This window comes from Rhabdonatronobacter sediminivivens (assembly GCF_013415485.1).
Taxonomy (GTDB): domain Bacteria; phylum Pseudomonadota; class Alphaproteobacteria; order Rhodobacterales; family Rhodobacteraceae; genus Rhabdonatronobacter; species Rhabdonatronobacter sediminivivens.
In genome coordinates this window covers 19113-34702 of the sequence record NZ_JACBXS010000012.1, presented here as the reverse complement: position 1 = coordinate 34702, position 15590 = coordinate 19113, and the positions used below count along the sequence as shown (strand labels likewise).

The 15590-nt window shown below is 69.2% G+C and carries 7 protein-coding genes; 1 reads left to right on the top strand and 6 read right to left on the bottom strand.

All coding sequences use genetic code 11. From position 1 onward, the window contains the following. The first annotated feature begins 13 nt into the window (after positions 1-13). A complete protein-coding gene (locus tag HUK65_RS07600) occupies positions 14-487 on the top strand; it encodes a hypothetical protein (protein ID WP_179905557.1) in 474 nt (157 codons plus the stop codon). A gap of 9 nt (positions 488-496) precedes the next feature. Here the strand turns inward: HUK65_RS07600 and HUK65_RS07595 are convergent, their stop codons facing one another. The 6 genes from HUK65_RS07595 to HUK65_RS07570 are packed head-to-tail and all read right to left on the bottom strand — an operon-like array spanning position 497 to position 15572. Then, the gene (locus HUK65_RS07595; RefSeq protein WP_407692419.1) at positions 497-1297 is read right to left on the bottom strand and encodes a WecB/TagA/CpsF family glycosyltransferase; all 801 of its coding nucleotides are present in this window, start codon (positions 1295-1297) and stop codon (positions 497-499) included. After that, positions 1294-1965 (bottom strand): 4'-phosphopantetheinyl transferase family protein, encoded by a 672-nt coding sequence (locus HUK65_RS07590; RefSeq protein WP_179905556.1) that lies wholly within the window; start codon positions 1963-1965, stop codon positions 1294-1296. Before HUK65_RS07590 ends, HUK65_RS07595 begins: the two co-directional genes overlap by 4 nt. Continuing rightward, positions 1962-6638: a MupA/Atu3671 family FMN-dependent luciferase-like monooxygenase gene (locus HUK65_RS07585; protein ID WP_179905555.1), complete on the bottom strand. Its 4677-nt coding sequence runs from the start codon at positions 6636-6638 to the stop codon at positions 1962-1964. Before HUK65_RS07585 ends, HUK65_RS07590 begins: the two co-directional genes overlap by 4 nt. Continuing rightward, positions 6635-7657: a glycosyltransferase family 2 protein gene (locus HUK65_RS07580; RefSeq protein WP_407692418.1), complete on the bottom strand. Its 1023-nt coding sequence runs from the start codon at positions 7655-7657 to the stop codon at positions 6635-6637. The genes HUK65_RS07585 and HUK65_RS07580 overlap by 4 nt, the downstream gene beginning before the upstream one ends. After that, positions 7657-14010 carry a type I polyketide synthase gene (locus tag HUK65_RS07575; RefSeq protein ID WP_179905553.1) on the bottom strand — a complete coding sequence of 2118 codons (6354 nt, stop codon included), beginning with the start codon at positions 14008-14010 and terminating at the stop codon, positions 7657-7659. The genes HUK65_RS07580 and HUK65_RS07575 overlap by 1 nt, the downstream gene beginning before the upstream one ends. Continuing rightward, positions 14007-15572, bottom strand: coding sequence for a hypothetical protein (locus HUK65_RS07570; protein WP_179905552.1), 1566 nt, complete (start codon positions 15570-15572; stop codon positions 14007-14009). Before HUK65_RS07570 ends, HUK65_RS07575 begins: the two co-directional genes overlap by 4 nt. Between the last annotated feature and the right edge of the window lie 18 nt (positions 15573-15590).

The window sequence follows — 15590 nt, the reverse complement described above, 5'->3', positions numbered from 1 at the left end:
AGAGGACCTGACCATGAAAACCCAAATGACCCCGATGATGACGGCGATCAGCGCAGGCCTGCTCTGGGCCGGGGGCGCCATGGCCGATACCCCTGACAGCGCCGAGATGGACTGGTTTGCAGAGCCGATGCAGGCCTGTATCGCCGCCCCTGAGGGCGATGCCTGCGAACAGGTCCGCAGCCTGGTGGAAATCTGTGCCGAGGACCCGATGTTCGAGCAATGCGGCGAGATCTTTAAGGATGCGCGCGCCATGTTCGACAGTCCAGATGATCTGGAGCGTGCCCAGGAAATCCTGGCCAGCACTGCCGAGCGCATGCCGGAGTTCGAGGCGCCTGCAACGGACGACCTGCCCGAGGATGCGCTGGAAGAGGCCCGCGACGATGCCGAACGCCAGTTGTTGCGCACCGATGAGAATCTGATGACTCATTCGACCCCACCGGTCGCTACGGGTGATGATTCGGATGCGAATGCCGACGCGGCGGATTGAGCGGCGGCTTCAGTTCCGTGCGGCGCGGCGCAGGCGCCATGCGTCCAGCATGGCAGGCGGCAGAACCATGGCGCAGCGCAGATAGCGCAGCGCCAGCCTGCGCGGGCTCAGCAGCATCCGCCACAGCCATTCCAGCGCCAGCATCCGCATCAGCCGCGGTGCGCGGCGTTGGGTCCCTGCGATGAAATCCAGCCCCGCCCCGATAGAGGCAAAGCCGCAGGCGGGTGCGATGTCGCGGCCCAGTTGGGCAAAGGCCTCCTGCTTGGGCGCGCCCATGGCCACCAGACACAGGCGCGCATCGGCGGCGTCGATCTGGCGCAGGATGTCACGCGCCTGCGCGCCTTGCGGGTCAAATCCCATGGGCGGGGCCGCGCCTAGGGCAATCTTCAGCCCCGGAAACTGCGCCTCCAGCGCTTGTGCGACCTTGTCCAGAACCGCCTCCGTGCTGCCGACCAGGGCAATGGATACGCCGGCTGCATGGGCAGCGCGGCAGAGCGGCAGCACAATATCCGATCCGGGCACCAGCGACACCGGGCGCGCGGCCAGCCGCGAGAGCCACACCACCGGATTGCCATCCGCCACCACCAGATCCTGCGCGGCATAGACCTTGCGGAATGCAGGATCGGCGCGCAGTTTCACCAGATGGTCCAGGTTGATCGTGGCCAGCGCAAAGCCCTGTCCGCTGCGGAAGCGGCGGGCAACCTCGGCCAGAAGGGCGGCGCTGTCGGGGATGTTGACGTCGATGCGGGTGGCACCAAAGCGGAACGCCATGGGGGTGGGGTCCAATTGCAGCGGGGTTTGCACCGTCACAGCGTCACCCCTGCAACAATGGCGCCGCCTGCCAGACCCAGCCGCCCGGTCAATTCGCTGCCAGTGGCAAAGCCGGGCAGAGGCTGGCACAGCCGGGCGGTGAAGCGGCTGGGGGACAGCGTGACCTCCAGCGCGTGGAAATCGGTCATGGTCCGGGTCAGGGGGTAATGCGCCTTGTAGGTAGCCTCTTTTGCGCAGAACAGCATCCGTGCCCACAGCCCGCGGTTTTCGGGGGGCTGGCGGTGCAGGTAGTCCAGCTCGGCCGGGCGGCAGATTTCGGGCCAGAGGTCCGCCGCCAGCGGGTCCATGGGTTCGATATCCAGCCCAAGCCCGCGCAGCCCCGAGGTCGCGCGCGCCACCACCGCCAGACAGGTCTGCCGGTCATGGCTGATGGAGCCCAGCACCCCGGCGGGCCAGACCGGCGCGCGGTCCGGGGCCATGGGTATGGCGACCGGGGGCAGCGAAAGCTGCGCCATGGCCATCCGTGCGGCCGTGCGCCCGGCGGCGAACTCGCGCCGCCGCTTGCGGGTGGCCCCAGCCATGGCGCGCAGCTCATCCGGGAACAGCGGCGGCGCCGGGGCGCAAGGGTCCGCCTGGCCCAGGGCCACATGGGTGTCGAACAATGTGGCCACGCTGCTCATGCGGCCCGGCCCGGTGCGTGTGGTCATGTCCGCTCCATCCGCCGCGCGCGCATGGCCCGGCGCCGTGCCATGGCATCGTGGCGCGTATCGGGCTGCGCGGGTGCGGCGGGCTGCGGCACTGCGGGTTCGGGGGCCGCCGACCGGGCGGGCGGTTGTGGGGCAGGCGGTAGCGGGGCTGCGGCTTGCGGCGGGGGCGCGGGTTGCGCGGCGGGGGTGCTGCGGCGCAGTTTGCCATCCACATGCGCCACCAGATCGCGCAGGACCGGGAAGCGGAAGATATCGGTGATCGACAGCCCCGGCAGGTCCAGCCGCGCGCGCAATGTGCGATGCGCCTGAACCGCCAGCAGCGAATGCCCCCCAAGGTTGAAGAAATTGTCCCCCCCGCCGATCCGGTCCACGCCCAACACATCCGCCCAGACCTGTGCAATCTGCGCCTGGGTGTCGGTGGCGGGCGCCGCGCTGTCCGGCGCCGGTGCGGTCGGAGCCGTTGCCGCGCGCGGGGCAGGAAGCGCCTTGCGGTCGATCTTGCGGTTGGGTGTCAGCGGAAATTCCGCCAGCGGCACAAAATGCGCGGGCACCATATGCGCGGGCAGGGCCCCGGCCAGCGCGGCGCGCAGCTCAACCCCCGGGGTGCCGGTGTAATAGGCCACCAGCCGCAGATCGCCGGGGGTATCCTCGCGCGCGGTGACGGCGGCGCGGGTGATGCCGGGAAGCGCCTCCAGCGTGGCCTCGATCTCGCCGGGTTCGACGCGGTGCCCACGGATCTTGATCTGGTGATCGGCGCGGCCCAGATAGGCGAGTCGGCCGTCAGCCTCGCGCCGGACCAGATCGCCGGTGCGATAGATGCGCCCGGGGCCGAAGGGGTTGGGGCGGAACCGCTCGGCGGTCAGGTCATCGCGCTGCCAGTAGCCGCGGGCCACGCCATCGCCGCCGATCCACAATTCGCCCGCCACGCCCGCGGGCACCGGCTGCAACGCGTCATCCAGAACGTAAAGCTGGGTGTTGGCGATGGGGGTGCCGATGGCCTCGGTTCCCGGCCCGCCCGAAGTCAGCGCGGTCGAGGACCAGATGGTGGTTTCGGTCGGTCCATACATGTTCTGCACCGGCTGGCCGGTGAGGCCCGCAACCTCGGCCGCCAATGGCCCCGGCAGGGGTTCACCACCGATCAGCACGTTGGGCACGCGGGCCAATGCGGCGCGGGCCACATCATCGGCCATGAGCATCCGCATCATCGACGGCGTGGCCTGGAAATGGGTGACCTTGTGGCGCGCGATCTGGGCGGCCAGCGAGTGGTCGGTTTCCGCCAGTTCCGCGCCAGCATTGGCGCGGCGCACCACCTCGGCCAGCGGATAGAGCGCCTCCAGCACCGTGTCGGGCGCGATGCCATAGTCGATCAGGCAGGCGACTTCGGAGACACCGATGGCTTTCAACTGCTCCACGCGGGCGAGGCAATCCTCGACCGTGCCAAAGAGACCCGAATCCTCGAAGTAGCGGTTGAAGGCGTAATCCAGGATGCCCGCGACCTCATCCTCGGAGAGCGACGAGAGGTCGATATCCATGGGGTTGCGCGCGCCCTGCGGACGCTTGAATGCCGGAAAGGCCCAGGCATATTGCTTCACCAGCCCCGCCGCCGACAGCAGATAATCCTGCATCGGCTTGCGCGCGACCTCGCGCGCGTGTTCACGGTCGCGCGCCACAAAGGTGTGCAGCATCAGCGTGACCTTGTAATCCGCCGGGTCACGCCCCGCATCGCGCAGGGCCTGGTGGTAGATGCCGATCTTCTCGGCCACCTCGTCGATGCTCTGGCCCAGCAGGTGGGTCAGGACATTGGCGCCGATCTCGCCGGCTTCGCGCCAGGTCTGGGGGTTGCCGGCGATGGTCAGCCACAGGGGCAGCTCCGGCTGGACCGGGCGCGGCAGGGTGCTGACCGGCACCGGGCCGTCGCCCTTGTCGAACTCCACGGCCTCGCCGCGCCACAGGCGGCGCAGGGCGTCGATGGTGTCGAACATGGCCTGCTTGTTATGGGGGTGGCGGTTTTCCGGGCGCAGGACGAAATCCACCGGGTGCCAGCCGCTGGCGATCCCCAGCCCCGTGCGCCCGCCGGTCAGGTTGTCGATCACGGCCCATTCCTCGGCGATCCGCACCGGATGGTGCAGGGGCGCCACGCAAGAGCCCGCGCGCACGGCGATGTTCTGCGTGACCGCTGCCACGGCAGCACCTGTCACCGCCGGGTTGGGATAGGGGCCGCCAAAGGCGTGGAAGTGACGTTCCGGCGTCCAGACGGCGCAGAAGCCGTTCGTATCGGCAAAGCGCGCGCCGTCCAGCAGCAGGCGGTACTTCTGCGGCCCCGGCCCATCGTCATTGCCCCAGTAGAAGAGCGAGAACTCCATCCCCTGATCGGACACAGGCACCGGCGCGTTCGAGGTGACCATGCGATCCTCATCGCCCATCACCACCACCTTGAACCCGCGCGCCAGCGTCCAGAACAGCTCCAGCACCGAGATGTCGAAATTCAGCGAGGTGACGGCCAGCCAGACGCCGGGCGGGTCATGGGCGATCCGGTCGTCCATGCCGACAAAGAAATTCGCCACATTGCCGTGTTCGATCATCACCCCCTTTGGCAGGCCGGTGGAGCCCGAGGTGTAGATCAGATACGCCAGATTGTCGGGGGTGACCGGCGCCTCGGGGTTTGTGTCCGGGGCGCTTGCGATCCGCGTGTCGGTGTCCAGTTGCAGCAGATCGGCGGAATGGCCGGGCAGCGCGTCCAATGCGGCATGTTCGGTGACGATCACCCGCGCCCCGCTGTCGGCCAGGTAATGCGCCAGCCGGTCGGCGGGATAGGCCGGGTCCATGGGCACATAGGCGCCACCGGCCTTGAGGATCGCCAGGGCGCCCACCATCATCGCCAGCCCGCGCCGGGTGCACAGCGCCACCGGCTGATCCGGGCCTACGCCCATGGCGCGCAGCACATGTGCCGCACGGTTGGCGCGGGCGTTCAACTCGGCGTAGCTGAGGGATTGCCCTTCGAACGCCAGCGCGGTCGCATCCGGCGTGCGGGCGGTCTGCGCCTCGAATGCCTGATGGATGCAGATGCGGTCATAGGCGCGCGCGGTGGCGTCGGCGGGGGCCATCAGTGCGTCAAGCTCCGCATCCGGCGCGAAATCCTGTGCGTTGAGCGGGCGCGACGGGTCGGCCACCTGCGCCAGATGCGACAGACCTTCCGCAAACCCGGCGGCCAGCTTTGGTGAGACCCGCGTGGCATCGAAGATCAGCCGCGGCGCCGGACCGGGCACCAGGGTCAGCGCGGCCCCGGGCAAGGCGATCTCGTCGTCGGCGGCGGTCGCGGCGGTGGTGGCGGCTTCGGCGGCGGCAATCGCCAGATGCGGAATGGCGGGCGGGGCCAGCGCCGGGTCGCGGGCGATCAGGTCGCAGGGATAGCCCGGGGTGCGCCCCAGCCGCTCCAGCAGGGTCGCGATGCGGGCTTCGACCTGGCCCAGGCTGTCTTGCGCATCGGCGCCCAGGGGAACCCAATCGGCGATATAGCCGGGGGCGGTGGTTTCGGTGGCGCAGGCCATATCCACCCGCGCGGCCCCGGACAGGCGGGCGGCCAATGCCAGCCCCAGCGCGGCCAGCCCTTCGGCGGAAACCGCCGCAGGCAGGTCCAGCGCCACGGCGTGCAGGTCCGGCGCGCCTGCGGGGGCGGTGACACCGGGCAGGGTCGCGGGGTGAAAGTCCGACAGCGCCGCGCGCCAGAAGGGCTCGTCGCGCAGAACAGCGGCGAGCGCTTCGGTCAGGCCCGGATCCGCGGGGGGAAGCCTGTCGCCCACCGCCACCAGCGCGCCGGGATCCAGGGGCTGCCCATGGGGGCAGGTCAGTGCGGAAAACCGCACCGCCCCGTCGGCGCAGGCCAGCGTGATACTGTCATGCGCCACCGCCAGAACCTGACCCGGGATGCCGCTGCCCTCGGCCGGTTCGGCCCGGCCGGTGCAGGCGACACGGCCGCCAAGCTCCAGCTTGGGCAGGGTCAGCGGGTTCCAGTAATGGCCATGATCCAGCGCGCGCACCATGCGCAGAACCTCGGCCCGCGGGGCGTTCAGGTCGATGCGCCCGGCATTGGCGGGGCGGTCCGCGGCGCGAAACATCGGGTCCGCCCGGCCCGGCTGGGGGCGGGGCGTCAGGCTGTCCGCTTCGATCCCGTCCAGCAGATCGCCGAAACTGTCGATCCCGGCGCTCATGCAGCGGGTATTCAGGCTGAGCGCGGTTTCATCGGCACTGATGACAAACTGGCGCTGCACCAGGATATCCCCGGCATCGACCTGCGGGATGATCCGGTGCCATGTCACGCCATACTCGCTTTCGCCGCGCAGGAGTGCCCAGATCGGCGCATTCAGCCCGCCATAGCGCGGCAGCGGGCCGTCATGAAAATTCACCGCCCCCCGGCGCGCCTGCGCCACCACATCGGCGCCCAGCAGCGACAGACCGGCAATGTTGAACAGCCAGTCAAACGCCACCCCGTCCAGCCGCCGCCCCAGATCCGGCCCCGGCGCAAAGACGGGCAACTCATGCGCGCGCGCCCAGTCCGACACCCCGCGGTCGGTGCTTACCACCCCGGCCAGCTCATGCCCGCGATGGATCAGCACCTCGGCGCAATGCACCAGAAGCGGGGCATCGCCGATCAGAAGGGCACGAAAACGGGTCATGTGGAATACTCCTGGCTTGCGGATTGTGGCCGCTGCTTCAGCGCGCCACCCTTCGGCCCCCGGGACAGAAGCCTGCGCCCGGCGTGTCGCACAAGATCGCGGAAGAAATATGGCGGGGTCTTTGCGCCGCGCCGCTGCAGCACCCGGCGCAGGCCCCAGATCACGCCCCCGGCCAGATGCGCCAGCGTGGCCAGCATCACGCCGCTCCGGCCATGGTGCTTGCGGAAATAGTGCCAGCGGCTGTCGAACCAGTAGCGCGGCACCCGTGACCATTCGCGCATGCCCGTGCTGACCGAGCCGATATGCTCCACCTGCGAGTCCGGCACATAGACGCAGGGCCAGCCCGCGCCCGCCGCCCGCCGGCACAGGTCGGTTTCCTCGAAATACAGAAAGAAGCGCTCATCGAACAGGCCGACCCGGTCCAGCACGTCCGAGCGGATCATCAGGCTGGCCCCCGAAAGCCAGTCCACCCGCGCCGGGGCGTCCGGCGGGGTGATCGGCACCTGGAAGCGCCCCAGCAGCCGTGAGATCACCCCGGTATGCGCAGCGCCTTCGAGTTCGGACCAGGCCGTAGGAAAGCGGAAACAGGTCACATGCGGTTCGCCATCGCTGCCGTGGACATGGCTGCCCGCCATGCCGGTATCGGGATGTGCGGTCAGATAATCGCGCAGGATCCGAATGGCGTCAGGTGCCGGAAAGGCGTCCGAGTTCAGCAGGAACACCAGGTCCGGACGCTGCCCGCCGGGAAGGCCCGCGCGAATGCCCACATTGTTTCCGGCCCCGTAGCCGCCATTATGCCCCGATTGCAGCACCTGCACCCGCGGATGGCCCGCAAAGGCCGCGCGCAGATGTTCGAAAGACCCATCGCCGCTGTCATTGTCGACGATGGTGATGGCGCCATCGACGCCCTCCATGGCGCGCAGGGCGGCGCGGGTGGCGCGCTCGGTCATCTCGGCGGTGCGCCAGTTGAGGATGACGGTCAGAACGGTCTGAAGGGGGTTGTTCCGGGGCATGGGCATCACTCCGCTGCCTGCGCGGGCGCGCGCGCAGTGTGTTCGGCATCCAGGATCAGGCGGCGCAGTTTTGCCGCCAGGACCCGCACATTGGGTTCCAGCACCATGCTGTCATGGGTGCCCGGCACCTCGAAGACCTGCAGCGCGGGGGCAAAGCGGGTCCAGTCATTGTCCGGCAGCACGAATTCCTTCTCGCGGCTGACCCAGCGCCCGCCGGTGACCTGCCAGTGCCGGTCCAGCGGCGGGCGGAACAGCACCGCGTTGCCGTCCCAGGGCGTGACAAGGTATTGCGCCACGGCCCTGCGGAAGGCCGCTTCGATGGCGGCATTGTGGAAGGCATCGGCGCTGTCGGCGGCAGGGCCACGGGCCTGCAGCGCCTGCCAGTCGCGCCGGGCGCGCCACCATTCGGCGGCATAGCCCGGCCCCTTGCGGCGGAATTCGGCCAGCTTGATCAGCGCCTTGTCGGCGCGCGACAGGCCGGGGCGCAGGGGCAGCGGTGTATCCAGCAGCGTCAGAAGCGTGACCTCATGCCCGGCCTCGCGCAGTTGGCGGCCGATCTCCCACGCGGTGATGCCGCCACCCGAGAAGCCGCCCAGCATATAGGGGCCATGGGGCTGGACCTGCTGCATTTCGGCGATGATGTCGCGGGCGGCGGCTTCGATACTGTCATGCGGATCGGCCCCGCCCATCAGCCCGCGCGCCTGCAACCCGTAGAAGGGGCGTTCGCGCCCGATCAGCTGCGCCAGATGGCGCAGGTTCAGGACATTGCCGAACATGCCCGCCACCAGGAAGAAGGGCGTGGCGGCGCGCGGCTCGCCTTCGTGCATGGGCACCAGATGGGTGAAGCGGCGCTGCGGCGGGGCGGCGGGGGTGGCGGTGCTGTCGGCATCGGGGGCGGCGCCCGTGTCCGTGCCCGTGGCTTCGGCGATCATGCCGGCGCAGGCGGCCACGGTGGGTGCCTCGAACAGGACCGAGATCGGGAACTCCACGGCAAACGCCTTCTTGACCTGCGCAAACAGCCGCACGGCGATCAGCGAATGGCCGCCAAGGTCAAAGAAACTGTCCTCCACCCCGATCTGATCGACCCCCAGCAGATCCTCCCAGAAGCCCACCAGGGTGCGTTCGATCTCGTTGCGGGGCGCCACATAGTCGCTGTCCAGTTGGGGGCGGTCGAATTTCTGCCCGTCGCCGGTCTGGGCGGTGGCGGCGGCATCGGCCTCGGCCCGGAGCGCGGTCGGCGGAACCGATGAAACCACCAATTCGCCCCCCCCATGCGCCAGCGCGCGCAGGAAGGCGCCCGCGCCCTCATCCGGGGTGATGCCCAGGGCGATGGCGGCGCGGAGGCGTTCCTCGGCGGGGGACAGCGTGGCCTCGGCGGTCCGGTCGAACTCCATCTCCGAAGCGCGGATGGGGCTGGGGGTGAAGCCCGCCTCCAGCCGTTTCATGGCGAAGCGCGCCACCTCCAGCACCACGGCGCCATCAGGGGTGGCAAGGGTCACGTCGAATTCGGCAAAGCCGGGGTCAGCGCCGGGGCGCAGCCGCGCATGGCTGATGATCCGCGCGGGCAGCGGGCCATGCACGCGGACGCTGCCATAGGAGAGCGGCACCCACAGATGCCGCGCGCCATAGCCCGGGATCAGCGCCATGGCCCAGCCGGTGGCGATGTCCAGCAGCGCCGGGTGCAGAACGAAACCGGCGTGCAGGTCGGCGGTGAAGGCCTCGGGCAGGGCCAGATGCGCCAGCCCTTCGCCATCGCCCAGCGCCATGCGTTCCAGCACCTGCCAGCGGGGGCCAAAGCGCATATGGGCGGCCTGCGGGCTGTCCAGGCCCGGGCCTTCGTGCCGGTCCGGGCAGCGCGCGGCAATGTCCGCCGGGTCCAGGCGGCCCGGCGGGGGCAACCCCTCGCCCAGCGCCACGCGGGCCTGGGCGTTGAGCACATAGCCCTGCCGCCCCGCGGCCACGGCATCGCTGCGCAGCGCCAGATCATACCCTTCGGCGCTGCGCTCCAGCGTGGCGCGCAGGCTGCGGGTGCCGCTCTCGGGCACCTCGGTGGCGCGGAAGAAGGTCAGGTCGCGCAGTTCGAACGGCAGGCCCTCGCCCACCGCCGCCAGTGCCTGCGCGGCCAGGTCCAGAACGCCGGTTCCGGGCAGGATCGCCGCGCCATCGGCGGTGCGGTGTTCATCCACCAGCCAGTCATGCGCGCTCAGCCGCCCCTCCAGCCGCTGCGCGCCGCCGGGGCTGCGGCCAAGGCTGCGGAACACCGGGCCGTCCAGCGGCGTGTCGGGCAGCTTCGGGGCCTGGCCCAGACGGGCCGCCAGTGCCTCGGCCCCCATGCCGATTTCGGCCCAGACGCCCCAGCCCAGCGCCAGCACCTTTGTGCGGCCCCCGGCCCGGGCGCGGGCAAAGGCGTTCAGGAAGGCATTGGCGGCCACGTAATCCACCTGCCCCACCGGCGCCACATGGGCCGAGGTTGACGAAAACAGCACCAGCCAGTCCAGCGCGCCGTCTGGCAGCAATGCGTCGATCACCCGCAACCCGTGGACCTTGGGGGCCAGCACCTCCTCGACCGCGCCGGGGGTCTTGGCCAGCATGGGCGCGTCATCCAGCGCGCCTGCGGCGTGGATCAGCCCCTGCGGCGGGCCGAACCGGGTGCGGGCGTCATCGAGGGCGGCGCGCATCTCGTCGATGTTGCAGACATCGGCGGTGGCCACATGCACCTCGCCCAGGGCTTCCAGCCGCCGCAGGGCCATCAGGCGGCGGGCCACCGGGTCGGCAGGGTCATCGGGCCAGTCGGCGCGGTCCTCGGGCGCGGGCAGGGGGGTGCGGGCGATCAGGGTGATGCGGGCGGCGAAGCGGCGCATCAGTTCCTCGGCCAGGCGCAGGCCGATGCCGCCGAAACCGCCGGTGATGACCCAATGCGCGCCCTGTGGCAGGTCCGGCAGGGTTTCGGGCAGCGGCGCGGGGCGCAGGATCTGCGCATAACGGCGGTCCCCGCGCAGCAGCGCGGTGCCATTGACAGGGGTGGCCAGCAGGTCTTCGAGCAGCCGGTCAGTCAGGGCGGGGCCGGCATCGGCCAGCGCCACGTCCAGCGTGGTGCAGGTCAGGCCCGGCACCTCACGCGGGAGCACGCGGGCCGGGCCGGCGACGGTGGCTTTTTCCGGGTAGGGGAGCGGCTCATCCCCGCGCGCGGCGGCGCCCGAGGTCACGACCGTCAGATGCACCGGCATCGGCAGCGATTCGGCCACCAACGCCTGGCCCAGGAACAGCAGCGCATGGAACCCCTGTTCGATATTGCGATGCACGAAGCTGGAGCCGGGGCGGAAGCTTTCGCGCTTCGTCACCAGCCAGAAATGGGCGATGCGGGTGGGGGCGGCGCCCTCGGCGATGAGCGCCTGCACCAGCGCGTCGAAGCCCTCGCGCCCGTGTTCAGGGGCCAGCAGATAGTCATCCGCCCCGCGGCGCACAAAGGCATCGCCCGCGCGCACCACCACCACCCGGTGCCCGGCGGCGCGCAGCCGGTCGATCACGGGGGCGGCCATGCCAGCCTCGTCGGCGAAAATTGCCCAGGTTTCGCGCGGGGCGCGGTCCAGTTCTGTCGCCGGGTCAATGGCGCAATCGGCGGCCATGGGTTTCCAATGGGGCGCGTGGCCCCAGTCGGTCACGTCATCGACCCGCGCCAGCGCGGTTTCGGGCGTGGCTTGCGGCTGGCCCGGTTCGATGAAATAGCGGCTGCGCTGAAACGCATAGGTGGGCAGTTCGACCCGCGCGCGCCGCGCCTCACCCCAGATCTGCGACCAGTCGAAACGGCCGCCCAGCGCCCAGATGCGGGCAAGAACCTCCAGATGGTGGCGGTCGTCGGCGATGGGGTCTTCCGGGTGGCGCAGCACGGACAGCACCTGCTGCCCCGGCACGCCCCCGTGCATCCGGGTGAGCGAGGCCAGCGCCCGCCCCGGCCCCATTTCCAGATAGATGCGGTTGGGTTCCGCCGCCAGCGTGCCGATGCAATCGGCGAAATGCACGGTGTTGCGCAGATGGGCGACCCAGTAGTCCGGGTCGGTGGCCTGTTCCGCGCTCAGCGGCTGGCCGGTGCGGTTGGAGATCACCGGCAGTTGCGGCGCCTGCAGCGGGATGGAGCGCAGAAAGGCGCCGAAACGTTCGAGGATTGGCTCCAGCATCCGGCTATGGGCGGCGATGTCGATGGCGATGCGCTGGGTCTCGATGCCCTCGGACTCCAACCGGGCGGCCAGATCCGCCAGCGCGGCATCGGGGCCCGAAACCACCGTCAGTTCCGGCGCATTGACCGAGGCGATGTCCAGATCATCCCCCATATGCGGGGCGAGGGCCGCGACCGACAGCGGAACCGACAGCATCCCCCCCGCGGGCACCGTGTCAAAGAGCGTACCGCGCAGATGGACCAGGCGGATGCAATCCTCGAACCCCATCACCCCCGCCAGCGCGGCGGCGGTGTTTTCGCCCATCGAATGCCCCACAAGTGCTTTGGGCTGCACGCCCCAGCCCATGAACATCTGCGCCAGCGCGTATTCGGTGACCATGATCAGCGGCAGTTGCAGCGAGGGGCGGCGCAGGGCTTCGTTCGCCGCACCCTCGGCGCCCGGTTCGGGCAGCCAGAGGGCGCGGATATCACGGTCTTCGAGGCTGTCCAGCACCGCCAGCCCCTTGTCCATCCATTCCGCGAACACCGGTTCGGTCTCATAGAGATCGCGCGCCATGCCCGCATATTGCGCGCCGCCGCCGGGGAACATGAACACCACGTCGGGGGTGTCCAGCGCGGTATGGGTGTGGACGCGCCGGGGGTCGGCGGCATCAAGCAGGGTGGCGGCATCTTCATGGGTTTCGGCCACCACCACGCGGCGGCGGTCAAAGGCGGTGCGGCCCTCCTTCAGCGTGAAGGCCACATCGGCCAGCGGCTGGTCCGGGCGGGCGCGCAGATGGGCGGCAAGGCGGGCGCTGCCGTCCTCCAGTGCGCCTTTGGATTTCGCGGACAGGGTCAGGATCTGGAAGGGCCAGTCCGAAGGCTCCGACGCCGCTGCCTCGGGCGCTTCCTCCAGCACCGCATGGGCATTGGTGCCGCCCACGCCCAATGAGTTCACCCCCGCCCGGCGCGGGCCGTCGCTGTCCCAGCGCGTCAGGCGGTCGTTGACCAGAAACGGGCTGCTGTCGAAATCAATTGCGGGGTTGGGCGCCTCATAGCCCAACGAGGGCGGCAGCTCCCGCGCCTCCAACGCCTTAGCGACCTTGATCAGGCTGGCGACCCCGGCGGCGGTGTCCAGATGGCCGATATTGGTCTTGACCGAGCCGATGCGGCAGAAGCCCGTGCGCTCGGTGCCGCGCCGGAAAGCATCCGTCAGGGCCGCAACTTCGATCGGATCGCCCAGATAGGTGCCGGTGCCGTGGCATTCGATATAGCTGACACTGTCGGGCGTGACGCCCGCCACCGCCTGCGCCTCGGCCACCGCAGCGGCCTGGCCTTCGACGCTGGGGGCCAGGTATCCGGCCTTGGCGGCGCCGTCATTATTGATGGCGGTGCCCTTGATCACGGCGATGATCCGGTCGCCATCGGCCAGCGCATCCGACAGGCGCCGCAGCACCACGGCGCCTGCGCCAGAGCCGAACACCGTGCCCTGCGCACGGTGATCGAAGGCGTGGCATTCGCCGTCCGGCGAGAGGATCTCATTTTCCTTGAACAGGTAGCCGCGCCCCTGCGGCAGCTCGATCGTCACCCCGCCCGCCAGCGCCATGTCGCATTCGCCGGTCAGCAGCGCATTGACCGCGTAATGCACCGCCACCAGCGAGGTCGAACACGCCGTCTGCACATTCACCGACGGGCCGCGCAGGTCAAAGACATGGCTGGCGCGGGTGGACAGGAAATCCTTGTCATTGCCGGTATGGCGCAGCAGGAACATGCCCACGTCATCCACCAGCGCCGGGTTGGAGCAGATGTTGAAATAGAAATAGCTGCCCATGCCGCAGCCCGCGAAGGCGCCGACCGGGCCGCCAAAGCGGGCGGGCGGGTGGCCTGCATCCTCGAACGCCTCCCAGGCGGTTTCCAGGAACTGGCGGTGCTGAGGGTCCAGGATCGCGGCATCCTTGGGCGAAAAGCCAAAGAACTCGGCGTCGAAATCGGCAAAGCCGTCCAGCGGGGCGGCGACGGGGACGTAGTTGGTGGCGCGCAGCCGGGCGGGGGATTCGCCATTGGCCAGCAGCGTGTCCTCATCCAGCCGCTGCAGGGCCGAGCGGCCCGCGCGCAGGTTGTCCCAGAAGGCCGCAACCGACCCCGCACCCGGCAGATGCGCGGCCATGCCGATGATGGCGATGTCGTTTTCGCGGTCCGTGGTCATCGCAATACCTGCCTTCGGGTCCCTGCGTGGCTATGATTCGGGCCTGATTGCGGCGCCCCGTCGCGCGCCGCCGGTTCGGCCTGTGGTCGCGGCCGGGGTCTGGCCGCCGTCAGCAACCCCGCACGGGTAGAACGTGTGTCCCAGGCCAGCGTTTCTGCCCGCAATTCCAGCACGCGTCGGTGCAACAGTTCGGCATGGCCCAGCAACGCCCCGGCAAGCAGCCAGGTGAAGGGCACCAGTGTGGCATTGGGCAAAAGATCGATCATGTTTGCAGCCAGTATCAGGGTAAGTGGGCCAATCCATGGCGACAATTCGGCATCGGGCAATTTGCGTGACCACCACCACAGCAAAAGGAATGGCAGGCACAGCAGCCCGAATGTGGCAATATACCCCAACCAGCCATGGCTTCCGATCACGATTATCCAATGTCCATCGACAATGGTTTCCACCTGTCCGGTCATGGGATCATGGAGCAGGTTGCGCCCCCAGGAGCCCCATCCGAACAGGGCTTTTTCCGCAGCGCGGTCCAGCAAAAGCTCTTCGTTTGTCAGGCGGAATTCGAAGGATTGGGCGCGTTCCGGGTTGCGCGCGGCAACGATGTCATGGAACTGCCAGACCGGCACCAGCCCGGCGCCGCGCATCAGCGGGTAAAGCATGGCTGCCGCACCCACCATGGCGCCGATCCGCAGTTGCATCCGGGTGCCCAGCAGCGCCACCATCGGCGCCAGCGCCAGCGCCATCATAATCACGCCCAGCGTCTTGCACAGCAGCAGCACCACGCCCAGATAGGCCGCGATCAGTGTCCGGCGGGGCCGGTCTTCGGCTGGGGCATGGCGGGCCAGCGCAACGGCGGCAACAAAGGTCATCAGCGCAAAGAACGCTACCCAAAGCCCATGCGGCATGAAGACAAAGGGCCGGAACCCCAACCCGCGCATGGCCTGGCTGAAATCATGCTGGAAGAACCCATAGACCATGGTGTGCAACTGCGGGCTGAAGCGGACCTCATAGAGCATGGGGATGGAATAGATCAGCCCGGCAATCACCAGCGCCTTGAGCAGTTCCTGCAGGGCTGCGGCGGAGGCCAGGAACTGGCGGGCCATGAACAGCGGCAGCATCAGGAAAAGCTGGTTGCCGACAAAGGCGATGGCGTCATACGGGCGCAGCCCGGGGATATCGCTGAGAGCGTCGATCCCCGGGTCATGGATGGACAGGCTGCCGACCCAGATGGTGCCGAAGGGGATCGGCTCGGGGTTGTTCAGAACGGTCACGATGGGGCTGAGGATGAAAAGCCCGATCAGCCCGCGCCCCAGGGTGGATTCGGGCAGCAGCGCAATCCGTTTGCCCAGCAACAGCATGATCATCACGAAGGCGGTGACATTGGGCAATGTCACCTTGCTGAGCGCGGGGATCATGGGCAGGTTGATCGCCGTGGCCTCGGGCAGCAGCATGTAGCCGCCCAGGATGGACCAGATCAGCGCGCGCTCCACGCTCATCAGCCGGAACATGGCATAGATGGCCAGCGGCCAGGCCAGAAGGACGACATGTGCGATCAGATTGGGCATGAAGCGCGCTGCATCCCC

What these genes read in the sequence shown, in the direction of transcription:
- HUK65_RS07580 (WP_407692418.1), bottom strand. Translation starts at nt 7,657, where the DNA reads ATGCCCATGCCCCGGAACAACCCCCTTCAGACCGTTCTGACCGTCATC.
- HUK65_RS07570 (WP_179905552.1), bottom strand. Translation starts at nt 15,572, where the DNA reads ATGCCCAATCTGATCGCACATGTCGTCCTTCTGGCCTGGCCGCTGGCC.
- HUK65_RS07590 (WP_179905556.1), bottom strand. Translation starts at nt 1,965, where the DNA reads ATGACCACACGCACCGGGCCGGGCCGCATGAGCAGCGTGGCCACATTG.
- HUK65_RS07585 (WP_179905555.1), bottom strand. Translation starts at nt 6,638, where the DNA reads ATGACCCGTTTTCGTGCCCTTCTGATCGGCGATGCCCCGCTTCTGGTG.
- HUK65_RS07575 (WP_179905553.1), bottom strand. Translation starts at nt 14,010, where the DNA reads ATGACCACGGACCGCGAAAACGACATCGCCATCATCGGCATGGCCGCG.
- HUK65_RS07600 (WP_179905557.1), top strand. Translation starts at nt 14, where the DNA reads ATGAAAACCCAAATGACCCCGATGATGACGGCGATCAGCGCAGGCCTG.